The organism is Methylobacterium sp. E-065 (assembly GCF_022829605.1).
Lineage (GTDB): Bacteria > Pseudomonadota > Alphaproteobacteria > Rhizobiales > Beijerinckiaceae > Methylobacterium.
On record NZ_JAKSYD010000128.1, the window covers coordinates 32192 to 57460 of the forward strand.

The window sequence follows — 25269 nt, forward strand, 5'->3', positions numbered from 1 at the left end:
GGCCACCGTCTGTCACACGGGGGACGACGGGGTGCTCGAACTTCGGCTCCCCTTCGCCGCGTCGCGAGGGTCGCGGTCTCTGACCGGGATCCAGGCGCTCGGCGACGACGATCCGATCCTGATGGGCAAGCGCCTGACCGTCACATCAACGCGGCTGGCGTGGGACCGGATACGGTCGACCCGCTCCGCGTTCATGGCCGGAAAGCTTAATCCGCGCTGAACCGACCGGTTCAGGCTGCATCACGGACACGGCGGCATGCTCCGGCCATCGTCAACGGCGCCGACACGCGCGCAAGGAGCTTTCCCATGCCCATCATGCCCTGGATCCATGAGGCCCTCTATCTCGGCGGTTTCGCCGGACTGGTCATCGTAGCGCGGCAGGCGCTCGGACGGCGCGATCTCAGGCTGTCCGGCCTCCCTGGCCTCGAACGCCTGCGCCGTCCCTTCGCACTCGGCGCCACGTCCCGCGAACGGCCTTGGTTCATAGCGGCACGAACCAGCGGCAATACCGCCTTCGACGCGTGGCGCGACGGCGAGATCAGCCGGATCGAGGCGCAGCGCCAAGGACTCGAAACCCGTCTCAAGGATTTCGAGAGCTTCGTCGATAAGCTGAAGCGCGCCAAGGATCGGGCGACCTTCGAGCGTTTCGTGGCCGAACATCCCGCCGGATCAGGCGCGGTGGTCGACCGCGTCGGCATTGCCGATCATCCTGCTCACAAATCGGCTCCACCGTCCGAGCTGTCGCTCCCTTCGACGATCGGCTGATCGGTTGGTTGGCTGGCATCGAGCGATTCTGCGTCGACGCCCGCTCCAGCATCATGCGACGCCGCCCCGACGGATTCGGGTCCGCCCCTTCGGGGCGGCGAGCCTGTGCGCCGCTGTCAGGGCCGACAGGAGGGTCGCCTCGTCGACCGCGCTCAGGTCGCACCGCGTCGCGCCCATACGGCCCCAGCCGCCAGAGACCGGGCTGAACGCGTCGGGGACCTGTTCGCAGAAGAAATCCCGATGCTCCGGGTCGAACATCAGGTTGAGGTCCTGGCCCGCCTCGTCCAACGTCGCGAAGGTCTTGCGCGGCGTCCGGAAGGCGGTCCTGTGGAAGTGCGGGCCGGAGGTCACCGCCTCCAGCGTCGCGATGAGCGCCTTCACGCGTTCGATGTCGACGCCCATCGCTGCTCTCATCGTTTCGGTCGCCGAATGATCGGAGCGACCAACCTTTGAGTCATCCGGCGCGACGCGATCTGTGTCGCTATGCCGTGCCACGTCGTCCGATCCGCGCCGCGTAGTTCGTGGGGGGTCGTCAGTCACCAAGATCATCGGTTCCTCCACGTATAGCCGAGCTGCAAGCGGCAATCGTGTGGAATGAGGCTACCAAGCTCGGACGTCCTGGCCGCCGAAGATGGTCGGCGTTGGCAGGTCGAAGATGAAGTAGGGATTGAGGCTCGGCGGCTTGCCGGCCGCGTCCAGCCGCCCGTGCTGCTCGGGGCTCAAGGCGACGTCCAGGGCAGCGATGTTCTGGTCCAGTTGCTCCGGACGGCTCGCGCCGACGAGAACCGACGAAACGCCGGGACGCCGCGCGACCCAGGCCAGAGCAACCTGCGCCATCGGACGTCCGAGTTCCGCCGCGACAGCGCGCAGCACGTCCACGACCGCGAAGTTGGCCTCCGTGAACAGCATGCCCCCGAACGGGTTGTCGCCGTTAAGCCGCCCGTCGCTGCCGCCCTGGCTCGCCGCGCCGGACCGGTCCGGGAGTGACCCCGCCGGTCCCGCCTGGGCGAGCTTCTCGCGCCCGTACTTCCCCGTCAGGAGACCCGCCGCCAGCGGGCTCCACGGGACCAGTCCCAGGCCGAGCGCCTTACCGGCGGGGAGGACGTCCAGCTCCACGCCGCGGTCGACCAGGGAGTAGCCGTATTGCAGGCCGACCGGCTCGGGCAGGCCGTGGGCGCGCGCCAGGGTGGCGATCTGCGCCGCGTACCACGCCGGGGCATTCGAGAACCCGTAATAGAGGATGTCCCCGCGAGCGACGGCATCGGTCAGGGCGCGCAGCACCTCCTCGGGCGGGGTCGTCCGGTCCCAGACATGGGTCCAGTACATGTCGATCCAGTCGGTCCGCAGCCGCCGCAGCGAGCCCTCCAGGCCAGCGCGGATGTTGCGGGCGCTGTTGCCGCCCGCGAGCGGGGTGCCCTGAGCACGGGAGAAACCGCACTTGGTGGCGATGACCAGTCGGTCGCGCAGCCCGCGCTCCGCGACCATCGCGCCGAGCATCGTCTCGCTCTCGCCCCCGGAATAGACGTCCGCCGTATCGACGAAGTTGCCGCCGGCTTCGACGTAGCGGTCGAGGATCGCCGCCGAAGTCGCCGCGTCGCTGCCCCAGCGGCCCGCGCCGAAGGTCATGGTGCCGAGCGCGAGCGGGCTTACCGCCAAGCCAGAGCGTCCCAGGGTCCGATAGTGCGTCAGGTCCATCGCCGTACCTCTCTGGTGAGGATCGAGAGGTAATCCGCGACGCAGGCCGCGATTAGCCGTAAAGGTCGGCAAGGTCTTGTGAGCGTGGCTCAGGAATGCGGCGTGGTACCCTTGACGACCTGGCGGCCTTCGCGGCGGTGGCGCGGCATCGCAGCTTCACGCGTGCTGCGGCCGAGATGGGGGTGTCGGCTTCCGCCCTCAGCCACACCATGCGGGCGCTGGAGGAGCGGTACGGCGTGCGCCTTCTGGCCCGCACGACCCGAAGCGTCGCCCCGACCCCGGCCGGCGAGCGGCTTCTGCGGTCCCTCGGCCCGGCCCTCGACGAGGTTGCGAAGGGCCTCGACGCCCTGGCCGACTGGCGCGGGGAGCCCTCGGGCAGCTTGCGCCTGACGACGTTTCCCTACGCTGCCCGCACCATCCTCGAACCCCGGTTGCCGCAATTCCTGATCGACCACCCCGCCGTCTCGGTCGAGGTGGTGGTCGACGACCGGTTGACCGACATTGTTGCCGCCGGGTTCGATGCCGGCATCCGTTTCGGCGAAACCGTCGAGCGGGACATGGTCGCGGTCCGGGTTGGACCGGACCTGCGCACGGTGGTCGTCGGCACGCCCGACTATTTCGCCCGCTCTCCTCGCCCCGAGACGCCGGCCGACCTGGAGGCGCATCGCTGCGTGAACTATCGCCTCGTCGGCGGGGGCGGCCTGCTGCCCTGGGAGTTTGCCCGCGACGGGCGCGAGGTCCGTATCCGTGCGGCCGGTCAGCTGGTCGCCAACGATGGTCCCCTCGCGGCGGCCGCCGTGCGGGCCGGGGCCGGGCTCGGCTACATGCTGGAGGACGACGTGGCCGACGACCTCTCGGCCGGGCGGCTTATCCAGGTGCTGGACCCGTGGTGTCCGCCGTTCCCCGGATGCCACCTGTACTATCCCGACCGGCAGGTCACCCCGGCCCTCCGGAGCCTGATCGACGTCTTGCGCTGGCGGGAGCCGGCCGCACGGGGGCTCGTCGCGCCCCCGGATCGCCCCTGAGATCCAGCCCGCCTCAGGCGCCGCGCCAGCCGCGCGCAACCTCGCCGGCGAAATCGCGGTCGCTGCGCGACCGGTGACCGAGCAGGCCGGCGAAGCGCTCCAGCCACCGCAGAGAATCCTCGTCCCGACGGCGGTGTTCGTCAGAACCGTGCCGCGACACCGCCCATGATGGTGCGGGGTGCGCCCGGCGTAGCGTAGCGGTTCTGGAATGCACGATCGTAGTAGGTGGCGTCGAACAGGTTGTCGACGTTGAGGTAAATCCGCACCCCCGGCGTGATCCAATAGTAAGAGATCAGGTTGATCGTTGTGTAGTTCGGCAGCTTGTTAGACCGCACATAGCGGGGAAGATATCTCTCCCATCGAGAGGCGGGGCCTGGGGCGCCCGACCCAAACGCGAAGGCCTGCACGTGACCCCTTCTGCCATCCCTCGCCGTGCCGTACTCGCCGGCCTCGGCGGTCTCGCGGCCGCCGCGCCGGGCTGGGCTGCCGGCACGGTCACGCTGCCGCTGCCCGGTGGTCCCGACACGCGCGACCTCACGACCGCCTTCCCCGGCAAGGGGTCGATGATCCTGCAGCGCACCCGGCCGCCGCTCCTGGAGACGCCGTTCGACGTGTTCGACCAGGGTGTGTTCACGCCCAACGACCGCTTCTACGTGCGCTGGCATTGGGCCTCGATCCCCACCGACATCGACGCGAACGCCTTCCGGCTGACGGTGCGCGGACATGTCGACCGGGCGCTGTCGCTGTCGCTCGACGCGATCGCCCAGTTGCCGCGCTTCGAGATCGCGGCGGTCAACCAGTGCTCGGGCAATTCCCGTGGCCTGTTCGAGCCGCGGGTGCCCGGGGCGCAGTGGGCCAATGGCTCGATGGGCAACGCGCGCTGGACCGGCGTGCGCCTGAAGGACGTGCTCGACCGCGCCGGGGTGAAGGCGGGGGCCGTGCAGGTGCGCTTCAGCGGCCTCGACGAGCCGGTCGTGGACGACGCGCCGGACTTCAAGAAGTCGCTCGACCTCGACCATGCCCGGGACGGCGAGGTCATGCTCGCCTACGCGATGAACGGTGAGCCGTTGCCGCTGCTCAACGGCTTCCCGCTGCGCCTCGTGGTTCCGGGCTGGTACTCGACCTATTGGGTCAAGATGCTGTCCGACATCGAAGTGCTGGACAAGCTCGACGATCAGTACTGGATGAAGACCGCCTACCGTATTCCGGACGTGCCCGGGGCCAACATCAAGCCCGGCCAGACCGGCTTCAAGACGGTGCCGATCAACCGGATGGTCCCGCGCTCGTTCGTGACCAACCTGCAGGACGGCGCCACGGTCGCTGCCGGCGCACCGGTGGCCGTGCGGGGGATCGCCTTCGGGGGCGATTGCGGGGTGAAGACGGTCGAGATCTCCAGCGACGGCGGCGCGACGTGGACGCCGGCACGGCTCGGGGCCGACGCGGGCCCCTACAGCTTCCGCCGCTTCGAGGGCAGCCTTCCGGCGCTGTCGGCCGGCAGCCACGCCCTCAAGGTCCGCTGCACCAACACGAACGGCCTCGCGCAGCCGATGGACCCGGTCTGGAACGGGGCCGGATTCATGCAGAACGGTGTCGAGACCGTGTCGCTCCACGTCGCCTGAGGGAGAGAGCCATGTCCACAGCCCGCACCGTATGCCTGCTCGCCGGGCTCGCCCTCACCCCCGCCGCGGCGCTCGCTACCCCGGCGCCCGAGCCGATGCGCTTCACCTCGCAGCGGGTCGAGCTGCCGAGTTCCGACCGGACCTTCCCGGACGGCCCCGGGGCGGAGGCGGTCAACAACAACTGCCTCGCCTGCCACTCGGCCGGGATGGTGCTGACGCAACCCAAACTGTCGCGGGCGCAGTGGACCGAGACCGTCAACAAGATGGTCCACATCTACAAGGCGCCGGTCGACCCAGCCGATATCCAGGCCATCGTCGACTACCTCGCCGCGATGAAGCCGTGAGCGGAGCGTGCCGGGATCGGATCGGTCCCGGCAGGTTGTACCCCCGGTGCCCGAACGTGGAGATTCAGATGTCGAGCTTGGCCGAGCGCAAGGCGCGCCTGATCGTGCACGGGGATGCGCCCTACAACGCCGAGCCGCCGCTCGCCCGGCTGCGCGCGGCCTACCGCACGGCGGCGGACGACTTCTACGTGCGCTCGCACGGCGACCTGCCCGAGATCGACGCGGAGGGCTACCGGCTCACGGTCGACGGGGCGATCCCGATCGCGCTGGAGCTGTCGCTGCACGGATTGCGGTCGCGCTTTCCCCAGGTCACCGTGACCGCCACGATGCAGTGCGCGGGCAACCGCCGCGCCGACATGCGGGCGGTGGCGCCGGTCTCCGGCGATCCCTGGGACGGGGGCGCGATCGGCACCGCCGACTGGACCGGGGTGCGGCTGGGCGACGTCCTGCGCGCGGCCGGGATCACCGAGGGCGCGGACCTGCATGTCGCCTTCGCGTGTCACGACCTGGTCGACGGGCATCCCTACGGCGCCTCGATCCCGCTCGCCAAGGCGCTCGCCCCGGAGACCCTGCTGGCCTTCGCGATGAACGGTGCGCCGTTGCTGCCCGAACACGGCTTCCCGCTGCGCGCCGTCGTGCCGGGCTTTGCCGGGGTGCGCAGCCCGAAATGGCTGACGCGCATCACCGTGCAGGATCACCCGTCCGACAACCCGATCCAGGCCGACGACTACAAGCTGTTCCCGGCCGACGTCACCGCGGCGACGGCAGACCCCGCCAAGGGGCACACCATCAACACCATGCCGCTCAACGCGGTGATCTGTGCGCCGGCGCGGGGCGCGAGCCTGAAGGCCGGGGTCCAGTGCATCACCGGCTATGCCGTTTCGGGCGATCGCGCGGTGGTTCGCGTTGATGTCTCGGGCGATGGCGGCCGAACCTGGGCGCAAGCCGCGCTCGAGCATGATGCGGCCGCGCCCTTCGCCTGGACGTTCTGGTCGATCGACCTCGATCTACCGGCGGGCGAGCATGAACTGGCGGTGCGCGCCTGGGACGAGGCCGGTCAGACCCAGCCGGCCGCTCCCGACGACACTTGGAACTACAAGGGCTATCTCGGCGCATCGTGGCACCGCGTGCGCGTCACCGTGGACTAAGCGCGTTCCAATGCGCCAGAGCCATGACCCGGAGGGGCCAGTCCGGCAGCGCCTCGGCGAATGAGCGCCGCTCACGGCTTGGCCGCCTGGATCAAGCCGAGCAGAGGGCATCGGCGGCCCGGCTGCGATAGCGCTCCTTGTGGCGCAGCATCCGGAAGGTCCGGGTCGGCAGCGGGAACGGCGCCGCGACCAGCACACAAGCGGCGAGCTTGCCCGCCACGACGGCCTCCGACAGGACGCTCGCTCCCGCGCCGGCCTCGACCGCGGCGAGAACGACCTCGTTCGAGGGCAGCTCCAGCGCGACCGAGAGCTCCCGGAGCGGAACGCCGGCCGCCGTGAACGCAGCCTCGAAGACGGAGCGCGTGCCGGATCCTTCCTCGCGAAGCACCCAGGGGTGAGCCGCGAGATCGGCCGCCATGAGTGCGCCTGCGGCGGCGAACGGGTGGCTCGGCGGCACGACGAGGACGAGGCGATCCTGCGCGACCGCCGTGCTCGCCAGAGCGGGATCGTCGATCTCACCTTCGACGAAACCGAGTTCGGCCGCGCCCTCGTTGACCGCCCGCGCCACCTCGGCGGTATTGCCCACCGCGAGGCGGACCGTGATCTCCGGGTAGGCGGCCGGAACGCGACGAGATGGCGGGGCAGCCAATGGCTGGCGATGGTCTGGCCGGCATGGACGCGCAGGCTCCCGCGCCGCAACCCGCTGAGGTCGGCCAGCACCTGCTCGGCCGCCTCGGCGCAGGCGAGCACGGCTCGGGCTTCCCCGAGGAAGATACGTCCGGCATCCGTCAACTCGATGCCGCGGCCCACCCGGTGGAACAGCTTGACCGCATGCCGCCCCTCCAGTCCGGACACGGCGGCGCTGACCGCCGACTGGACGATGTTGAGCGCCTCGGCCGCGCGTGTGACGTGCCGGCGTTCGGCGACCGCCACGAAGATGCGCAACTGATCGTGGGTCATCGACGGGCTCGGCGGCAGAGAGGACGCTGCGAGCGTATCATGCCTCGGCTAAGCTTCGGGCGGCGGCCGCGCGTACGCTTGTCCCGCATACCGGCTCGAAGGCGGACCCGCAGCTTTCAACTAGATTCTGTCGCTGCGGATCGCTCATGGAGCGTCTGAGACGTCTGGAAAGCGGCCACGCCGTATCGGCGGCGCGGGTCGGTTACCGCTTATGCTCGGACAACACGTGCGCGACGATCGCGTTGGCGTGACCGTGGCCTAGTCATGCTCTGCTTTCAGCATGGAGATCAGGTCCATATGCTTTGCGGGAAGGCGTGTCCGGACCAGCTGCTGCCATTCGCCGATCGGACGCCCGTACGTCTTCTCGATGGACGGAAAATACGATGCAGGGCCTTTGGCGGAGTCGGTCGGCATGCGGAGCATCTTTCACAGCAGGCGATCGGCGCCAGCTTCGCCGCGCATCGCGCCGACCGCAACCCTGACGCAAGAACCATTACGGTAGGCCCGCTGATGCCCGCGCAAGGGCCGAAGGCGCCCGTCCGCTTCCGCGGCGGATCTACTCCGAAGCAGCCGTTCAAGACGAGGAGCCGCAGGCCCTCGCGCGCGACCTGAACGATGCCGTCGGCCAGGGCCTTGCTGCACCGAGGCACGTGCCGCAGCGATCAAACTGGCTGCGCCCCCGGCGCGGGAGGATCTTCGCGGTGACGCTCAGGGCATCGAGAGCTTAGGCAGGATTGCGGAGGGCGTTGGCAGCCATGAGGCAGGCGACAGCCCCCGCATGCCTCCCCGCGGGCCCGGTCGTCGCAGGTGGCATGAGACTCATGGCTGGCCAGCGCGCGCTCAATGACGCGCGCGCCGGGAAGCACCCTCACGCATTCAGGGTCGGAGCCCGGTGATCAGGCTGGCCTGGATGCGCGCCGACAAATGTCCTGTGCGCGCTCAATCAGTCCCGCACGACCACCTTGGTGCCGACGCGGACCCGGTCGTAGAGATCGACCACATCCTTGTTGGTCATGCGGATGCAGCCGGAGGAGACCGCCGCGCCCATGGTCTCGGGCTCGTTCGAGCCATGGATCCGGTAGAGCGAGGAGCCGAGATAGAGGGCGCGGGCGCCCAGCGGGTTGTCCTGGCCGCCGGCCATGTAGCGCGGCAGGTCCGGGCGGCGGGCCAGCATCTGCTGCGGCGGGCGCCAAGCCGGCCATTCCTTCTTCATCGTCACGGTCTTGGTGCCTGACCAAGAGAAGCCCTGACGGCCCACGCCGACGCCGTAGCGGATCGCCTCGCTGTTGCCGAGAATGTAGTAGAGCCGGCGTTGGCGGGTGGAGATCACGATGGTGCCGGGCTTCTCGGTGCTGTTCCAGCCGATCGTCTCGCGCGGGATCGCCTGGCTGCGGAAGACGTTCAGGAAATCCGCGAGCGGCCCGCTGTCCATCGGGCCGGCGGAAGCAGGCGTGCCCCCCAGCAGGGCGCCCGCGAGCGCCAGCATCGCGATCCGTTTCGACATGGTCTCCATCTCCTCCCCTGGTCGCGGCTTGCGCCTTGGCGTCGGCCGCGCGGTCATGGGCCGAACCCGGCCCCGACTTCGCGGCAAGGTTGAGGCCGGGTTGCAGGGGAGGGCGCTTCCGGGCGTGACCGTTGCGTTCGTGCAACAGGGTCCGGTCGGCGCGACGCCATGGGTGATTGAACCCAGCGACGGCCATGCTTATCTCATGTTCGTGATCCGATCCGCCGCCCTCCTGGCCCGCCGCATCGCGGGCCCGCCGGACCGCCTCGCGCGGGGCCTCGCCGTGCTGGCGCTGCTCGTCCTTGCGACGGTGGCGTGCCTCACTGTGCCTGCCCGAGCCGAGGTCATGCGCGCTGAAGGGCCGGCCTGCACCGTCACGGGCGCCCGGATGGCGGTCCTGTCGGGCGCACCGGAGTCACAGCCTGAGGCTGAGCATTCGACATTCGGCCGCACCGACCTCTGCGCCGCCGACAGTGAGATCCTCACGGAGCTGAGCCTGCCGCACCCCCCGGTTGAGGCGCCGCGGCCCCGCCACACCATCTCCGCATCGTTCGATTACAGGTCCGATAGCGTGCCGGCCGCCGCGCCGGACGGTTCGCCGCACCGGCCCCCACGCTCGGCCTGACGCGCGCCCTAGCCTCCACGGCCGGCGAGCCCGCCTGACCTGATCTCCGCCCGGCCGGTCGCATGACCGGTCCCGAGATCCGACTCGACGATGCGCGGGCCCATGCCCCGCGCCAGCCTCAGCAGACGCATGCTTTCAGGAGCGTCGGTAATCGTGACCCGCACTTTGTCCGCCAGAACCCTGTCCCCGTTCCGCGCACCGGCTGTCCTGCTGCTGCTCGGCCTCGCGGCCTGCAACCCGAAGCAGGCCGCCGCGCCGACGCCGCCCGTGCCGGAGGTCGGCTTCGTCAAAGTGGAGCCACAGGCGATTCCCTATCTGCGCGACCTGCCCGGTCGCGTCGCGCCGATGCGGATCGCCGAGGTCCGCTCCCGGGTCTCCGGCCTCGTGGTCAAGCGCCTGTTCGAGCAGGGCAGCATGGTCAAGGAAGGTGATATTCTCTACAAAATCGACCCCGCGCCCTACGAGGTCGAGCTTGCCAGCGCGGAGGCGGCGTTGGCCCGCCAGGAGGCCGCCCTGGTGCTCGCCCGCCAGCAGGCCGACCGGTTGGAGCAGCTGCTCTCCCGCGCCACGGCGAGCCAGGCTCAGTACGACGCTGCCTACGCGGGCAAGAAGCAGGCCGAGGCCGAGGTGGCCGGCGCCAAGGCGAGCCGCCAGAAGGCGCAGCTCAACCTTGACTGGACCGACGTGCGCGCGCCGATCACCGGCCGCATCGGCCGGGCGCTGCTCACGGAGGGCACGCTGATCGAGCCCGGCGCCATGGGGGCGCTCGCCACGATCCAGCAGCTCGACCCGATCTACGTCGACATCACCCAGTCGGTCGGCGAGTTGAACCGCCTGCGCCGGGACCTCGCCAGCGGCGAGCTGGCGCGGCTGGAGGACAACACCGCCAACGTCCACCTGATCATGGACGACAATTCCCTCTACCCGCTGGCCGGCCGCCTGCTGTTCTCGGACGTCACCGCCGATCCGAGCACCGGACAGGTGACCCTGCGGGTGCAGTTCCCGAACCCGCACGACGAGCTGTTCCCCGGCATGTATGTCCGGGCGCGGATCAAGCAGGGCATCGATTCCGACGCCATCGCGGTGCCGCAGCAGGCGATTCAGCGCACCGATGACGGCCGCGCCGAGGTCTGGATCGTGCGTGCCGACGAGACCGTGATGCGCCAGCCCGTCGAGGTCGGGCCGGTGGTCGGCCAGAACTGGCTGATCCGCTCGGGCCTCAAGGCGGGCGAGCGCGTCGTGATCGACGGGTTCCAGAAGATCACCGTGGGCGCCAAGGTGAAGCCCCTCGACCAGAGTCCGGTCCATGGCGAGACCGGGCCGAAGCACGATGCCGACGAGGCACCCGACGTGCAGGGTGACCAGAGTTCTCGCGACAAGGCGGAGGCCGCCCCGCGGGCCGCTGCCGCCCAGCAGCGCCACTGAGCCCGGGAGACCCCGACCATGGCCCGCTTCTTCATCGACCGCCCGGTCTTCGCCTGGGTGGTGGCGTTGTTCATCTGCCTCGGCGGCGCGCTCGCCATCCCGAACCTGCCGGTGGCGCAGTATCCGGTGATCGCGCCGCCCTCCATCGCGTTGTCGACGGCCTATCCGGGGGCCTCAGTCGAGAGCCTCTACATCGGCACGACCCGGCTCATCGAGGATGAGCTGAACGGCGCCGCCAACATCATGAGCTTCGAGTCGACCACCGACTCGTTCGGCTCGGTCAACATCACCGCCACCTTCCAGCCCGGCACCGACCCGGCTCTGGCCTCCGTGGAGGTCCAGAACCGGCTGAAGCGCGTGGAAGCCCGCCTTCCGGCCGAGGTGCGCCAGCAGGGCATCCTGGTGGAGGAGGCCTCGGCCGCCACCCTCAACATCATCACCCTCGTCTCCAGGGACGGGTCGATGGACGAGGTCGGCCTCGGCGACTTCCTGATCCGCAACGTCATCAACGAGATCCGCCGCATCCCCGGGGTCGGCCGCGCGACGCTCTACTCGACGGAGCGGTCGCTGCGGGTCTGGGTCGATCCCGACAAGCTGCGCGGCCTGTCGCTCAGCGCCTCGGACGTGACCGATGCGATCCGCAACCAGAACGTCCAGGTCGCCTCCGGCTCGGTCGGCGCGCAGCCAAGCCCGACCCGGCAGGCGCTCACCGTGCCGATCATCGTGAAGGGCCAGCTCGGCACCATCGAGGATTTCGGGGCGGTCGTGCTTCGGGCCAATTCCGACGGCTCGAACGTGCGCCTGCGCGACGTCGCGCGGATCGAACTCGGCGGCGACGCCTACCAGTTCTCCACGCGCCTCAACGGCGGCCCGGCCGCCGGCATCTCGGTGACGCTCGCCCCCGACGGCAACGCGCTGGAGACCGCCAAGGCCATCCGCGCCAAGATGGTGGAACTGTCCCAGTTCTTCCCGCCGGACCTGAAGTGGGACATCCCGTACGACATCACCCCGGCGGTGGAAGCCTCCATCGAGAAGGTGCTGCACACGCTGGTCGAAGCGGTGGTGCTGGTCTTCCTCGTGATGTTCCTGTTTCTGCAGAACATCCGCTACACCCTGATCCCCACCATCGTGGTGCCGATCGCCCTCATGGGCACCGTCACGGTGATGTGGATCTCGGGCTTCTCGGTGAACGTGCTCACCATGTTCGGCATGGTGCTGGCCATCGGCATCCTGGTCGACGACGCCATCGTGGTGGTGGAGAACGTCGAGCGGATCATGAACGAGGAGGGGCTGCCCCCCAAGGAGGCCACCAAGAAGGCCATGGGGCAGATCACCGGGGCGATCATCGGCATCACCCTGGTGCTGGTGGCGGTGTTCATCCCGATGGCGTTCTTCCCCGGCTCGGTCGGCATCATCTACCGGCAGTTCTCGATCGCGATGGTGACCTCCATCGGCTTCTCGGCGCTGCTGGCCCTGTCGCTGACGCCGGCACTCTGCGCGACCTTCCTGAAGCCGATCGAGAAGGGCCACGGCCATGCCAAGGGCGGCGTGTTCGGGATGTTCAACCGGTTTGTCGATAGGGAGACCGCCCGCTACGGCCGCGGCACCGCGGCGTTCATCCGCAAGTCCGGCCGGGTGATGCTGGTCTACCTCGCGCTGGTGGCGGGGACCGCTTACGCCTTCGTCCAGCTGCCGGAGGGCTTCCTGCCGGTGGAGGACCAGGGCTTCTTCACGGTCGACATCCAGACGCCGCCTGGCGCCTCCTACAACCGCACCCAGGAGGCGGTGCGCAAGGTCGAGGAGTACCTGCTGGCGCAGCCGGGCGTCGCCACCGTGACGATGCTGAACGGCTTCTCGTTCTCGGGCCAGGCGCCCAGCACCAGTCAGGCCTTCGTGACCCTCAAGCCCTGGGGCGAGCGCGACGCCAAGAACTCTGCCGCCGCGCTGGTGGCCGCCACCAATACGGCGCTCAGCACCTACCGCGACGCCACCGTGGACGCCCAGGAACCACCCCCGGTGGACAACCTCGGCAACGCGGCGGGCTTCTCGTTCCGCCTTCAGGACCGGGCCAATCGCGGCTACGCGGCTCTGCTGTCGGCCCAGGAGCAACTCCTGAAGCTGGCGACGCAGAGCCCGATCCTCCAGAAGGTGAAGATCGAGGGCCTGCCGCCGACCCCGCAGGCGGAACTGGTCATCGACCGCGAGAAGGCGGCCGCGCTCGGCGTGAAGTTCGAGGACATCAACGCCACGATCCAGCTCAACCTCGGCTCGGTCTACCCGAACGACTTCCCCAACCGGGGCAAGATGCAGCGGGTCTACGTGCAGGCCGAGCAGCTCCAGCGTATGACCGCGTCGGACATCCTCAACTACGCGGTGAAGAACGCCACCAACACGATGGTGCCGATGTCGTCCTTTGCGGAGCTGAAATGGGGCATGGGGCCGAGCCAGATCGTCGGCTTCAACGGCTATCAGTCGGTGCGCTTCACCGGCGAGCCGAACCCCGGCTACACGTCGGGCGACGCCATCGCCGAGATGGAGCGGCTGATGCTCCAATTGCCCAAGGGTTTCGGCTACGCCTGGACGGGTCAGTCCTATCAGGAGAAGCAGGCCGGCAGCCAGGCGAGCCTGCTGCTGGCGCTGTCGGTGCTGATCGTGTTCCTGTGCCTCGCCGCGCTCTACGAGAGCTGGGCGATCCCGGTCTCGGTGATGCTGGTGATTCCGCTCGGCGTCATCGGCGCGGTGGCGGCCGTGTACCTGCGCGGCATGCCCAACGACGTCTACTTCAAGATCGGGCTGATCACGATCATCGGGCTCTCGGCCAAGAACGCGATCCTGATCGTGGAATTCGCGCGTGACCTCTGGAGGCCCGGAACCTCGGTGGTGCGGGCGGCGATCGACGCGGCGACCCTCCGGTTCCGGCCGATCGTGATGACGTCGCTCGCCTTCATCTTCGGCGTGGTGCCGCTGGCCATCGCGACCGGTGCCGCCTCGAAGAGCCAGCAGGCGATCGGCACCGGCGTGATGGGCGGCATGATCACCGCTACCGTGCTGGCGGTGTTCTTCGTGCCGGTGTTTTTCGTGGTTGTCATGCGCTTGTTCCGGCGCAAGGCCGTGGCGGAGGGGGAGGCGGCGGAAGCCGAGACGCGTCCCGAGCCGGCGCGGGTGGCGGCCGAGTGAGCGGCGCCGTTCGCGTCGTGGTTTATGCAAGGCGCGACAGGCCCCCTCTCCCGTGCGGGAGAGGGTTGGGGTGAGGGACGAGAAGTCTCAGGATCGAGCGCACCCTTGAAGCGCCGACAGGTCGCGCCCTCTTCAGGAAGACCTGATCCCTCACCCTGTCCCTCTCCCGCACGGGAGAGGGGACCCGCGCTCGATCCTCGACCGTAAATCTCTGACACGCCTCCGAGACCGCGGGAATTGGCCCCTCAACCAGTACCTCTGGTCCGAACCTTGCTGTGGGCGCAGCGGTCGCGCCGTTTGCCGACGCGCGGTGCCGGGGCTAAGCCTAACCACCGCTTCCGCGGAACGGCCTGCGCTCAACTTTCACGGTTCCGGAGATCCGCTTGTCCCGCTCAGCCCTGAAGACCCTCGCCCGCGGCGTGTCCGTGGGTGCGGTCGCGACCCTGGCGTTCGCGCTGCCCGCGCAGGCCGCCAACGTGTTCCGCTTCGCCTTCCAGGGCGATCTGAAATCGCTGGATCCGTACTCCCTCAAGGAAAGCTTCACGGAAGGGATGCAGCAGGCGGCCTACGAGTCCCTCGTTACCCTCGACAAGAACCTGAAATTCGCCCCCGGCCTCGCAGAATCCTGGGAGACCCCCGAGCCGACCCGCTGGCGCTTCCACCTGCGAAAGAACGTCAAGTTCCACGACGGCTCGCCCTTTACCGCCGACGACGTGCTCTTCTCCGCTCAGCGGGTCCGGGCCTCCGGCTCGAACTTCACCACCAACGTCCCCTCCGACGCCGAATTCGTGAAGGTCGACGACTTCACCGTCGACATGGTGCTGAAGAAGCCGAACCCCATCGCCATCGCCCAGTTCCCGACCTGGCTGATCATGTCGAAGGCGTGGTCCGAGAAGAACGGCGTCGTCCAGCCGACAGCGCCCAACGCCACCAGCCCGAGCTACGCCACCCTGCATGAGAACGGCACCGGCCCGTTCGTGATCGCCGAGCACCAGCCCGGCGTGAAGACCGTGTTCAAGAAGTTCGACGGCTACTGGGGCAAGGTCGAGTCGAACCTCGACGAGGCGATCCTCACCACCATCGCCAATCCGGCGACGCGCGTCGCCGCGCTGCTCTCCGGCGAGGTCGACTGGATCGATCCCGTGCCGCTGCAGGACCAGCAGCGGGTCAATGCCAGCGGCACCGCCATCGTGATGGCCGGGCCTGAGCTGCGCACGATCTTCCTCGGCATGGACCAGGATCGGGACGAGCTGAAGGATTCGAGCGTCAAGGGCAAGAACCCGTTCAAGGACATCAAGGTGCGCGAGGCCTTCTACCTCGCCATCGACGAGGAGACGATCGCCAAGCGCGTCATGCGCGGGCAGGCGGTGCCCTCCGCGCTGATGATCGCCCCGGCGCTCTACGACCGCGGCGCCGAGTTCAAGCGCCCGGCCACCGACCTCAAGAAGGCCAAGGAGCTGATGACCCAGGCCGGCTATCCGGACGGGTTCTCGCTCACCATGGATTGCCCGAACGACCGCTACGTCAACGACGAGGCGATCTGTCAGGCGGTGGTCTCGATGCTCGCCCGCATCAACGTCAAGGTGAATCTCAACGCCCAGCCGAAGGCCAAGTACTTCGCCAAGGTTCTGGCGCCGAACTACGACACCTCGTTCTACCTGCTCGGCTGGACGCCGTCCTCGCTCGACAGCCACAACATCCTCTACGAGATCGTCGGCTGCCGGAAGCCCGGTGACAAGTCGGGCCGGGGCAGCTGGAACCTCGCGGGCTATTGCGACCCGAAGATCGACGAGATCGCCGACAAGGTCGAATCCGAGACCGACAAGACCAAGCGCGACGCGCTGATCAAGGACGGCTTCGACGTCCTCAACACCGATTGGGGCTACATCCCGCTGCACCAGCAGGCGCTGGCCTGGGGCGTCTCCAAGAAGGTCCACCTGACCCAGCGCGCCGACAACCTGCTCCTGCTCTACTGGGTGTCGAAGGACCCGCAGTAGGAGCCGGGCGTGCTCGCCTTCCTGCTGCGGCGGGTGATCCAGGCGGCCGCGGTCCTCGCGGTCGTCGGGCTCATCGCCTTCGCGATGTTCCGGTTCGCGGGCGATCCCGTGAACCAGATCGTCGGCCCCGACACCACCGTGGCCGAGCGAGCCGAGATCCGCAAAAGTCTCGGCCTCGAGGATCCGGTGCTGGTCCAGTTCGCCCGCTATGCCGGCAACGTGGTGCGGGGCCAGTTCGGCATCTCGTACCAGTTCCGGCAGCCGGTCTCGCAGCTCCTGGCCGAGCGCATGCCGGCGACGCTGGAGCTCGCCTTCTGCGCCACGGTGTTCGCCCTAGTGGTGGGCATCCTGATGGGCGTGTACTGCGCGCTCTTCCGGGATTCCTGGCTCGCCGGGCTGTTCCAGGCGGTCTCGCTGATCGGGATCAGCCTGCCGACCTTCCTGATCGGCATCCTGCTGATCTACCTGTTCTCGGTGACGCTGGGCTGGCTGCCCTCCTACGGGCGCGGCGACACGGTGCGGCTCGGCTGGTGGACCACCGGATTCCTGACCGCCTCCGGGCTCAAGGCGCTGATCCTGCCCTCGGTGACGCTCGGCTTGTTCCAGATGACGCTGATCATGCGGCTGGTCCGCGCCGAGATGCTGGAGGTGCTGCGCACCGACTACATCCGCTTCGCCCGCGCCCGGGGTCTCACCACCCGGGCCGTCCACCTGCGCCACGCCCTGAAGAACACGCTGGTGCCGGTGATCACCATCGCGGGGCTGCAGCTTGGCTCGGTCATCGCCTTCTCGATCATCACCGAGACGGTGTTCCAGTGGCCCGGCATGGGCCTGCTGTTCGTCCAGGCCGTGCAGAACGTCGATATCCCGATCATGTCCGCGTATCTGCTGCTGGTCGCGCTGATCTTCGTGACCATCAATCTCGTGGTCGACATCCTCTACACGGTGGTGGACCCGCGCCTGCGGCTCTCCACCGGGCGGGCGGCATGAGAGGCGACCGATGAGCGGATACGACCTCGACGCGGGCGATGCCCCGCCGGTCCCATTGCCGGAGGCGAAGCGCTCCCGGCTCGCCCGCTGGCGCGATTCCGACCTGCTGGCGAACTTCCTGCGCTCGAAGACCGCCATGGCGGCGCTGATCGCCACGGTTCTGATGGTCGGCCTCGCCTTCGCGGCGCCGCTGATCGCCCCCCAGAACCCCTACGACCCGGCCCAGCTCGACCTGATCAACTCCAACCTGCCGCCGATCTGGCAGGCGGACGGTCAGGCGCCCTACTACCTCGGCACCGACGACCAGGGCCGGGACGTGCTCTCGGCGGTGCTGTACGGCCTGCGGCTGTCGCTGATCGTCGGCGTGCTCGGCGTGCTGACTTCCGGGGTGCTCGGCATCGCGCTCGGCCTGATCGCCGGCTACGCGGGCGGGGCCGTCGACACGCTGATCATGCGGGTCGCCGACGTGCAGCTCACCTTTCCGGCGATCCTGATCGCCCTGGTGGTGGACGGTGTCGCCAAGGCGAGCTTCGGCAGCGCACTGGATGTCGGGCCCTTGATCGGGCTGATCGTGGTGTCGATCGGCCTGTCCTTCTGGGTACAGTACGCCCGCACCGTGCGCTCCTCCGTGATGGTCGAGAAGGGCAAGGATTACGTCCAGGCGGCCCGGCTGATCGGCCTGTCGCCGCCGGTGATCCTGGTGCGCCACGTCCTGCCCAACGTCACCGGGCCGGTCTTCGTGATCGCGACGATCAATCTCGCGCTCGCGATCATCACCGAGGCGACGCTGTCGTTCCTCGGCACGGGTCTGCCCGAGACCATGCCGTCGCTCGGCACCCTGATCCGCACCGGCAACCGGTTCCTGTTCTCCGGCGAGTGGTGGATCGTCGCCTTCCCGGGCGTGGCGCTCGCCGGGCTGGTCATCGCCATCAACCTCCTGGGGGATTGGCTGCGCGACGCGCTCAATCCGAAGCTGCAATGACCGAAACCATCCTCTCCGTGCGCGACCTCACGGTCGCGTTCGACACCCGCCGCGGGCCGCTCACCGCCATCGACCGGGTGTCGTTCGACATCGGCCGGGGTGAGATCCTGGGCGTCGTCGGCGAGTCCGGGGCCGGCAAGTCGGTGACCGGCTCGGCGGTGATCGGGCTGATCGACCGCCCCGGCCGGATCGCCGGCGGCGAGATTCTTTTGCGCGGCGAGCGCATCGACAACCTGTCCCCGGAGGCGATGCGGCGGGTGCGGGGCCGGCGCATCGGCATGATCTTCCAGGATCCGCTGACCTCGCTCGATCCGCTGTTCCGGGTCGGCGACCAGATCGTCGAGACCCTGCGCACCCACACCAGTCTGTCGGCGAAGGCCGCCCGCACCCGCGCCATCGACCTCCTGGCCGAGGTCGGCATCCCGGCACCCGAACGGCGGATCGACGGCTACCCGCACGAATTCTCCGGCGGCATGCGCCAGCGGGTGGTGATCGCGCTCGCGCTCGCCGCCGAGCCGGAGCTGCTCATCGCCGACGAGCCGACCACGGCGCTGGACGTCTCGGTCCAGGCCCAGATCATCACGCTGCTCAAGCGCCTCTGCCGCGAGCATGGCACCGCCGTGATGCTGGTGACCCACGACATGGGCGTCATCGCCGAGGCCGCCGACCGGGTCGCGGTGATGTATGCCGGGCGGGTCGCCGAGATCGGCCCGGTCGCCTCGGTGATCGCCAAGCCCCACCACCCCTACGCGGTCGGCCTGATGGGGGCGATCCCGACCCTGTCGCAGGAGGCGGACCGGCTGAGCCAGATCCCCGGCTCGATGCCCCGGCTCACCGCCATCCCGCAGGGCTGCGCCTTCAACCCGCGCTGCCCGAAGGTGTTTGCCCGCTGCCGCGTCGAGCGGCCCGAGCCGATCCCGGTCGATGCCAGCCGGGTCGCCTGTCACCTGTACGATGCAGCGGAGCGCGCAGCGTGAGCGCCTACGTCGAAGTCACCGACCTGCGCCGCCGGTTCGACGTCTCGAAACCCTGGCTCAACCGGGTGATCGAGCGCGAACCGCGGAAATTCCTCACGGCGGTGGACCGGGTCGGCTTCACGATCGAGAAGGGCGAGACCTTCGCGATCGTGGGCGAATCCGGTTCCGGCAAGTCGACGGTCGCCCGGATGGTGGTCGGCCTGCTGCCGCCCTCGGCCGGCGAGGTGACGATCACCGGCGTGTCGATGACCGATCCGCGCCAGGCTGCGGCCCGGCGGCGCCTGCGAGCGCGGATCCAGATGATCTTTCAGGATCCCTACGCGTCCATGAACCCGCGCTGGCGGGTCGGAAAGATCATCGCGGAGCCGATCCGCGCCTTTAACCTGATCCAGGGGGAGGGGGCGATCCGCGCCCGGGTCGGCGAGTTGCTCGGCCTCGTCGGGCTCCACGCGGACGATTCGAAAAAATACCCGCACGAATTCTCCGGCGGGCAGCGCCAGCGGGTGGCGATCGCCCGGGCGCTGGCGAGCCAAGCCGAGTTCCTGGTGGGCGACGAGCCAACCTCGGCGCTCGACGTGTCGGTACAGGCCCAGATCCTCAACCTGATGCGCGACCTGCAGGATCGGCTGGGGCTGACCTACCTGTTCATCTCCCACAACCTCGCCGTGGTCCGCCACATGGCGACCCGGGTGGGGGTGATGTATCTCGGCCGCCTCGTGGAGGTCGCCACCGCGAAAGACCTGTTCGCGGCGCCCCGCCATCCCTACACGCGGATGCTCCTCGACGCGGTGCCCGACCTCGCCCATGTCGGCCGCGCCCGGGTGCCGGTCTCCGGCGAGATCCCGAACCCGATCGATCCGCCGCCGGGCTGCACCTTCAACCCGCGCTGCCCGCTGGCCAACGACCGCTGCCGCACCGAGGTACCGGCGCTGCTCGACGGCGTTGCCTGCCACGCCGTGCACGAGGGGCGGGCCTGACGGGGCGCGGTCACGCGTCGCGCCACTCCGAAAACGTCGCCGCCTGCCCAACGGGCACGCCGTCACGCTCGAGCTGCCAGACCACCGCGCGCTCGATCCAGAAGCGCCGCCCGTCCTTGGCGATGCGCAGGCCGCGGTAGCCGCGGGTGAATCCGTCCCGGGTCACGGCGTCGAGCAGCCGCTGGCGCTCGGCCCGCTCGGGCGCCTCGGCCGAGAGCCGCGAGGGCAGGCCGACGAGTTCCTCCCGGCTGTATCCGAAGCAGGCCTGTGCGGCCCGGTTGGCGTAGACGAAGCGCGGATCCGCGCCGCCGTCATGCGCCAGGACCGCGAACGGCGCCTGCCCGTAGAGCCACGCCGCGTCCGCACCTTCGGGCACAAGTGGCGTGCCCAGGCGCCGCGCGTACCTGTCGGTGAGCACGGCGAAGAAGTCCGGGTCGTGCGAGAGGTCGGTCATGGCGTGCCGAAAAGGGAGCGGCCCAAGCGGCCGCGGATCATGCGGATGCAGTCAGACCCGGTTCGATCGCAGCGTGCAACGGCGATCCGCAACTGCGGCTGCTGACAAATACGCTTTCGTGAATACATCAAATGCATCCCAGATATTTTGCTGCCGCACTCGTCTCCACAATTATTATAGACTATAAACTAGTTCAATAATTGTATTGATGTCTGATTTAGAATGTATCTCGTATTGGTTGGGCGGGTTGACGAACTTGCATCGGTGACGTTATAGCCCAATCAGTATCGGTGCTGCGACGGTCAGATCACCGAGGTTCCGTGGGCGCGGTTCATGGTCTTCAAAAAGATCATGGTCGAGCCGGGATTGATTTTATGCCGGTCTCGACCCGGGCGCTTCTCTTTCCACGCTCTTGAGCCGATCCGAGGGCCGGCGGCCGGCTTCAGGGTGTTCATAGTCTCGTCGTCATGAAGTCCGGAATACCATCCTCGAAGCGGCATCGCGCGTGCGCGAGTCGCCGAGCCGGGGCCGCCGTTCAAGCTCCGGGTCACGGCTGCCAAAATCCGCTGGATGGAGGCGGCGGTTCCGCGATGGCACGTCCGAAACACAGGCGATCGACAGGTGGGATGCATGGATCCTGAAGGATCCGGGATCGAGCCCGGGACCTCGGCCCAGTCAGTCGTTCGGCCGCTGCGGATTCTTGCGATCGCCGTTCAGAAGGGCGGCACCGGCAAGACGACGCTGGCCGCCTCCCTGGCGGTGGCCGCCGCGGAGGCGGGCGAGCGCGTGGCCGCGCTCGATCTCGATCCGCAGAACTCCCTGGCTGGCTGGGGTGCTCTCCGGACGGAGCGATCCGTCGCCGTCGATCGGGTCCAGCCCTGGGAGATCGGGCAGCTCCCGGCGATCCTGGACCAACTGGCCGAGCAGGGCACGACGCTCGCCGTCCTCGACACCGCCGGCAGCGCCGCGGGGCTGGCGCCGGCCCTGAAGGCAGCCGATTTCGCGCTGCTGCCGGTGCGGCCCTCGCGGCTCGACATCGTGGCGGCGCGCCCGACGCTCAAGGCGCTGGTCGATCTCGGCCTGCGCGGGCGGCTGGCCCTCGTGCTGAACCAGTGCCCGCCGCTGCCCTCGCCCCGCACCAGCGCCTATGCCGAGCAGCTGCACGGACTGGGCGTGCTGGCCGAGCCGAGCATCATCCACCGGGTCGACCACCAGGACGCCTTGGCGACCGGCCTCGGTGTCACGGAATACGCCCCCGGTGGCCCGGCCGCCGAGGAGATCCGGGCCCTGTGGGCCTGGATCGACGCGAAGATGCGGGCGACGGCGCACTGAGGCCTCAGCGCTGGCCGAGGGCCGCGAGGATCCGCGCCCAGGAGCGCGTGCCCTTGTGGAAGCTCGTCAGATCGTACTTCTCGTTGGGCGAGTGGATCCGGTCATCGTCGAGCCCGAAGCCGATCAGCAGGGTGTCGCGTCCGAGGATCCGCTTGAAATCGCCCACGATCGGGATCGAGCCGCCGGCCCCCACGGTGACGGCCGGCACGCCCCATTCCTCGGCGAGCGCGGCCTTGGCGGCCCCGAGCTGCGGCATGTCGAACGGCAGGGTGATCGCCCGCGAACCCTTGTAGGTGATGACCTCGACCCGGCAATCGGCCGGGATCCGTGCCCGCACGAAGGCCTCGAACGCCTCGGCCAGCCGCTTCGGGTCCTGATCGTCCACGAGGCGGAACGAGACCTTGGCCGAGGCCGTGGAGGCGATCACCGTCTTGGTGCCTTCGCCCGTGTAGCCGCCGATGATGCCGTTGGCGTCGCAGGAGGGGCGCGACTGCACCAGCTCGATCGGCATCCGCCCGCGCTCGCCCGCGGGCTCCTTGAGGCCGATCGGGCCGAGCAGCGTCTCGGGCGTCAGGCCGAGGCCGCGCCACTGCTCCAGAACCTCGGGCGGACGCTCGTGGACGCCTTCGTAGAAGCCTGTGAGGGTCACCCGCCCGTCGTCATCGTGTAGGTCGGCGATGATCTTGGACAGCACGTGGATCGGATTGCGCGCCGCCCCGCCGAAGAAGCCCGAATGCAGGTCGCGATCAGCGCAGGTCACGATGACCTCGAAATAGGCAAGGCCGCGCAGCGACGAGGTGATGGCCGGGGTGGTGCGGTTCCACATGCCGGTGTCGCAGACCAGCACCACGTCGCAGCCGAGTCTTTCTCGATTGGCCGCGACCCATTCGGGCAGGCCCTGCGATCCGCTCTCCTCCGCGCCCTCGATCAGGATGGTGACGCCGCAGGGCAACTCGCCGTTCATCGCGATGGTGGCCCGGCATGCCTCCACGAAGGTCATCACCTGCCCCTTGTCGTCGGAGGCGCCACGCCCGACGATCTTTTTTCCGCCCTGCCCGTCGTCGGCGATGTGCGGCTCGAAGGGCGGCGTCGTCCAGAGGTCGAGGGGATCGACCGGCTGCACGTCGTAATGGCCGTAGAACAGGACGTGCGGCGCCCCGGGCTTCGGCTTGTGAGCCAGCACCACCGGGTGGAGCGAGGTCTCCTCCACGGAGGTCTCGAAGCCCAGCGCCGTGAGATCCTGGGCCAGCCAGGCGGCGGCCTCCCGGCACGGGCCGGCGAAGGCCGGATCGGTGGAGATCGACGGGATCCGCAGGAAGGCGAACAGCCGCTCCAGGGCGTTCTCCAGATCGGCGTCGATGTCGTTGAGGATCGCGTCGAGCGCGGCCATCGGGGGCTCCGGGGTTTGTTCGCAGCACGAGGGTTAGCCGAGGCGGGGCAGGGGCGGCAATGTCGGGCGGCGGATGGATTGGCTCTGGAGCCGCTGCACGGCGCGTCTCGTGCTGGATCCGGGTCGCATTCCGCTGTCGCTGCATGCGCCCGCGAGAGGGCGCCGCGCTTCATGTTGCACTGTCCCCTTTCCCGGGCAGGTGAAGCGAAGCGGAGCCTGATCCGAGATCCAGCACACGAATCCGCAGCCACAGCCGTCCGATCCGAGACCGAGAATCGCTGCCCCGGAACGGGCGCGGATTGGAACGGTTGTCGACAGAGCCCGCCGCCCCGCACCGTGGACACGCCATGCGCCTTGAGAACCAGCCGCCCGTGTCGGCGGATACGCCCATTGGCATCACGCTCACGATCAACGGGCAGCGGCGCGAGCTTCAAGTCGCCCCATGGACTACGTTGCTCGACCTTCTGCGCGAACGGCTCGACCTGACCGGCACCAAGAAGGGTTGCGACCACGGACAGTGTGGCGCCTGCACGGTTCTGGTGAATGGCACCCGGGTCAATTCCTGCCTGACCCTCGCCGTGATGAAGGACGGCGCCGAGATCACCACGGTGGAAGGCCTCGCCGGCCTCGGCGACCGGGCAGGCAGCAACGCCCTCCACCCGATCCAGGAGGCGTTCATCGAGCACGATGCCTTCCAGTGCGGCTACTGCACCCCGGGCCAGCTCTGCTCGTCGGTCGGCCTGATGAACGAGGGCCATGCCCATACGCGCGATGAGATCCGCGAAGCGATGAGCGGCAACATCTGCCGCTGCGGGGCCTACACCAACATCGTCGACGCCATCGAGGACGTCATGCAGGGAGGCGCCCGATGAACCGCTTCGATTACGTCCGCGCAGGCACGGTGGCGGAGGCGGTGCAGGCCTTCGGGGCCGGGGCCCGCTTCATCGCGGGCGGCACCAACCTGATCGACCTGATGAAGTACGACGTCGAGAAGCCGGGCCGGCTGATCGACATCACCCGCCTGCCCCTCGACAAGATCGAGGCTCACGGGAACGGCCTGCGGATCGGGGCGCTCGCCACAAACGCCAAGGTGGCCTACGACGACCGCGTCGCGGAGCGCTATCCGCTGCTGCGCAACGCCATCCTGGCCGGCGCTTCGGCGCAGCTGCGCAACGCGGCCTCCACCGGCGGCAACCTGCTCCAGCGCACCCGCTGCTACTACTTTTACGACACGGCCACCGCCTGCAACAAGCGCGAGCCCGGCTCCGGCTGCCCGGCAATCGGCGGGATGAACCGCATCCACGCGATCTTCGGGACGAGCGAGAACTGCATCGCCACGCATCCCTCCGACATGTGCATCGCGCTGGCCGCCCTGGAGGCCACCGTGCAGGTGAGCGGGCCGCAGGGCGACCGCTCGATCCCGTTCTCGGAGTTCCACCGCCTGCCGGGCGACACGCCGGAGACCGACACCAACCTCGCCCCCGGCGAGATCATCGTCGCGGTCGACCTGCCGGAGAGCCGCTTTCCGCAGCACTACACCTACCTGAAGCTGCGCGATCGCCTGTCCTACGCCTTCGCGCTGGTCTCGGTGGCGGCGGCCTTGGAGCTCGACGGCGACACGGTGAAGACTGCGCGCCTTGCGCTCGGCGGCGTCGCCCACAAACCTTGGCGCAACCGCGAGGCCGAGGCCCTGCTCGAAGGCAAGCCCGCCACGCGCGAGAGCTTCCAAGCGGCGGCCGACCTGATCGTCTCCGAGGCGCAGCCCCAGTCGGAGAACGGCTTCAAGATCGATCTCGCCCGGCGGGCCATCGTGCGCGGCCTCGAACAGGCCGCTGCCGGCACGCCCCAGTCGCTCAGCGACAAGCGCATCCAGTAGGCCCGCC

General features: G+C 69.0%; 23 protein-coding genes and 3 pseudogenes. 17 read left to right on the forward strand and 9 right to left on the reverse strand.

Annotated features, from left to right (window positions below; genetic code table 11):
* Positions 1-31 precede the first annotated feature (31 nt).
* Positions 32-220: a hypothetical protein gene (locus MKK84_RS17600; protein WP_243921919.1), complete on the forward strand. Its 189-nt coding sequence runs from the start codon at positions 32-34 to the stop codon at positions 218-220.
* A gap of 86 nt (positions 221-306) precedes the next feature.
* On the forward strand, positions 307-765 hold the full coding sequence (locus MKK84_RS17605) for a DUF2852 domain-containing protein (RefSeq protein WP_243921921.1): 459 nt from the start codon (positions 307-309) through the stop codon (positions 763-765).
* 51 nt (positions 766-816) lie between these two features.
* Here the strand turns inward: MKK84_RS17605 and MKK84_RS17610 are convergent, their stop codons facing one another.
* Complete coding sequence (locus MKK84_RS17610) at positions 817-1167, reverse strand: MmcQ/YjbR family DNA-binding protein (protein WP_243921923.1); 351 nt, start codon at positions 1165-1167, stop codon at positions 817-819.
* A gap of 198 nt (positions 1168-1365) precedes the next feature.
* The gene (locus MKK84_RS17615; protein ID WP_243921925.1) at positions 1366-2460 is read right to left on the reverse strand and encodes an aldo/keto reductase; all 1095 of its coding nucleotides are present in this window, start codon (positions 2458-2460) and stop codon (positions 1366-1368) included.
* 95 nt (positions 2461-2555) lie between these two features.
* On the opposite strand from MKK84_RS17615, the gene MKK84_RS17620 reads away from it, so the two are divergent.
* Entirely contained in the window at positions 2556-3485 is a 930-nt protein-coding gene (locus MKK84_RS17620; protein ID WP_243921927.1) for a LysR family transcriptional regulator, read from the forward strand.
* Between the two features lie 140 nt (positions 3486-3625).
* Here the strand turns inward: MKK84_RS17620 and MKK84_RS17625 are convergent.
* A pseudogene (locus MKK84_RS17625) lies at positions 3626-3805 on the reverse strand (hypothetical protein); the annotation flags it as partial.
* A gap of 87 nt (positions 3806-3892) precedes the next feature.
* Here MKK84_RS17625 and MKK84_RS17630 point away from each other — a divergent pair.
* The 3 genes from MKK84_RS17630 to MKK84_RS17640 all read left to right on the forward strand — a co-directional run bounded on the left by MKK84_RS17630 (position 3893) and on the right by MKK84_RS17640 (position 6596).
* Positions 3893-5104 carry a molybdopterin-dependent oxidoreductase gene (locus tag MKK84_RS17630; protein ID WP_243921929.1) on the forward strand — a complete coding sequence of 404 codons (1212 nt, stop codon included), beginning with the start codon at positions 3893-3895 and terminating at the stop codon, positions 5102-5104.
* 11 nt (positions 5105-5115) lie between these two features.
* Complete coding sequence (locus MKK84_RS17635; protein ID WP_243921931.1) at positions 5116-5448, forward strand: c-type cytochrome; 333 nt, start codon at positions 5116-5118, stop codon at positions 5446-5448.
* A 68-nt stretch (positions 5449-5516) separates the two neighbouring features.
* Positions 5517-6596, forward strand: a complete 1080-nt coding sequence (locus tag MKK84_RS17640; protein ID WP_243921933.1) for a molybdopterin-dependent oxidoreductase — start codon at positions 5517-5519, stop codon at positions 6594-6596.
* A gap of 91 nt (positions 6597-6687) precedes the next feature.
* On the opposite strand, the pseudogene MKK84_RS17645 reads toward MKK84_RS17640, so the two are convergent.
* The 3 genes and pseudogenes from MKK84_RS17645 to MKK84_RS17655 all read right to left on the reverse strand — a co-directional run bounded on the left by MKK84_RS17645 (position 6688) and on the right by MKK84_RS17655 (position 9060).
* Positions 6688-7556: pseudogene (locus tag MKK84_RS17645) on the reverse strand (LysR substrate-binding domain-containing protein).
* A gap of 202 nt (positions 7557-7758) precedes the next feature.
* A pseudogene (locus tag MKK84_RS17650) lies at positions 7759-7970 on the reverse strand (DUF4287 domain-containing protein).
* Positions 7971-8499: 529 nt separating this feature from the next.
* The gene (locus MKK84_RS17655; RefSeq protein ID WP_243921935.1) at positions 8500-9060 is read right to left on the reverse strand and encodes a L,D-transpeptidase; all 561 of its coding nucleotides are present in this window, start codon (positions 9058-9060) and stop codon (positions 8500-8502) included.
* A gap of 172 nt (positions 9061-9232) precedes the next feature.
* On the opposite strand from MKK84_RS17655, the gene MKK84_RS17660 reads away from it, so the two are divergent.
* From MKK84_RS17660 to MKK84_RS17695, 8 genes are all read left to right on the forward strand, one after another.
* Positions 9233-9685 carry a hypothetical protein gene (locus tag MKK84_RS17660; RefSeq protein WP_243921937.1) on the forward strand — a complete coding sequence of 151 codons (453 nt, stop codon included), beginning with the start codon at positions 9233-9235 and terminating at the stop codon, positions 9683-9685.
* 153 nt (positions 9686-9838) lie between these two features.
* Positions 9839-11110: an efflux RND transporter periplasmic adaptor subunit gene (locus MKK84_RS17665; RefSeq protein ID WP_243921939.1), complete on the forward strand. Its 1272-nt coding sequence runs from the start codon at positions 9839-9841 to the stop codon at positions 11108-11110.
* Between the two features lie 18 nt (positions 11111-11128).
* Entirely contained in the window at positions 11129-14287 is a 3159-nt protein-coding gene (locus tag MKK84_RS17670) for a multidrug efflux RND transporter permease subunit (protein WP_243921941.1), read from the forward strand.
* A gap of 383 nt (positions 14288-14670) precedes the next feature.
* A complete protein-coding gene (locus MKK84_RS17675; RefSeq protein WP_243921943.1) occupies positions 14671-16284 on the forward strand; it encodes an ABC transporter substrate-binding protein in 1614 nt (537 codons plus the stop codon).
* A 9-nt stretch (positions 16285-16293) separates the two neighbouring features.
* Positions 16294-17274, forward strand: coding sequence for an ABC transporter permease (locus MKK84_RS17680; protein WP_243921945.1), 981 nt, complete (start codon positions 16294-16296; stop codon positions 17272-17274).
* 10 nt (positions 17275-17284) lie between these two features.
* Positions 17285-18256, forward strand: a complete 972-nt coding sequence (locus tag MKK84_RS17685) for an ABC transporter permease (RefSeq protein ID WP_243921947.1) — start codon at positions 17285-17287, stop codon at positions 18254-18256.
* Entirely contained in the window at positions 18253-19233 is a 981-nt protein-coding gene (locus MKK84_RS17690; protein WP_243921949.1) for an ABC transporter ATP-binding protein, read from the forward strand. Before MKK84_RS17685 ends, MKK84_RS17690 begins: the two co-directional genes overlap by 4 nt.
* Positions 19230-20210 carry an ABC transporter ATP-binding protein gene (locus tag MKK84_RS17695; RefSeq protein WP_243921951.1) on the forward strand — a complete coding sequence of 327 codons (981 nt, stop codon included), beginning with the start codon at positions 19230-19232 and terminating at the stop codon, positions 20208-20210. The genes MKK84_RS17690 and MKK84_RS17695 overlap by 4 nt, the downstream gene beginning before the upstream one ends.
* 10 nt (positions 20211-20220) lie before the next feature.
* Here the strand turns inward: MKK84_RS17695 and MKK84_RS17700 are convergent, their stop codons facing one another.
* Positions 20221-20664 carry an MEKHLA domain-containing protein gene (locus MKK84_RS17700; RefSeq protein ID WP_243921953.1) on the reverse strand — a complete coding sequence of 148 codons (444 nt, stop codon included), beginning with the start codon at positions 20662-20664 and terminating at the stop codon, positions 20221-20223.
* 302 nt (positions 20665-20966) lie between these two features.
* On the reverse strand, positions 20967-21119 hold the full coding sequence (locus MKK84_RS17705) for a hypothetical protein (protein ID WP_243921955.1): 153 nt from the start codon (positions 21117-21119) through the stop codon (positions 20967-20969).
* A gap of 175 nt (positions 21120-21294) precedes the next feature.
* Between MKK84_RS17705 and MKK84_RS17710 the strand changes: the two genes are divergently transcribed.
* The gene (locus tag MKK84_RS17710) at positions 21295-21996 is read left to right on the forward strand and encodes a ParA family protein (RefSeq protein WP_243921956.1); all 702 of its coding nucleotides are present in this window, start codon (positions 21295-21297) and stop codon (positions 21994-21996) included.
* 4 nt (positions 21997-22000) lie between these two features.
* On the opposite strand, the gene MKK84_RS17715 is transcribed toward MKK84_RS17710, so the two are convergent.
* Positions 22001-23386 (reverse strand): M20/M25/M40 family metallo-hydrolase, encoded by a 1386-nt coding sequence (locus tag MKK84_RS17715; protein WP_243921958.1) that lies wholly within the window; start codon positions 23384-23386, stop codon positions 22001-22003.
* A gap of 347 nt (positions 23387-23733) precedes the next feature.
* Here MKK84_RS17715 and MKK84_RS17720 point away from each other — a divergent pair, with 347 nt between their 5' ends.
* Together MKK84_RS17720 and MKK84_RS17725 are read left to right on the forward strand one after the other, a co-directional pair.
* Positions 23734-24258 (forward strand): (2Fe-2S)-binding protein, encoded by a 525-nt coding sequence (locus tag MKK84_RS17720; RefSeq protein ID WP_243921960.1) that lies wholly within the window; start codon positions 23734-23736, stop codon positions 24256-24258.
* Positions 24255-25262, forward strand: coding sequence for an FAD binding domain-containing protein (locus tag MKK84_RS17725; RefSeq protein WP_243921962.1), 1008 nt, complete (start codon positions 24255-24257; stop codon positions 25260-25262). The genes MKK84_RS17720 and MKK84_RS17725 overlap by 4 nt, the downstream gene beginning before the upstream one ends.
* Positions 25263-25269: the final 7 nt, after the last annotated feature.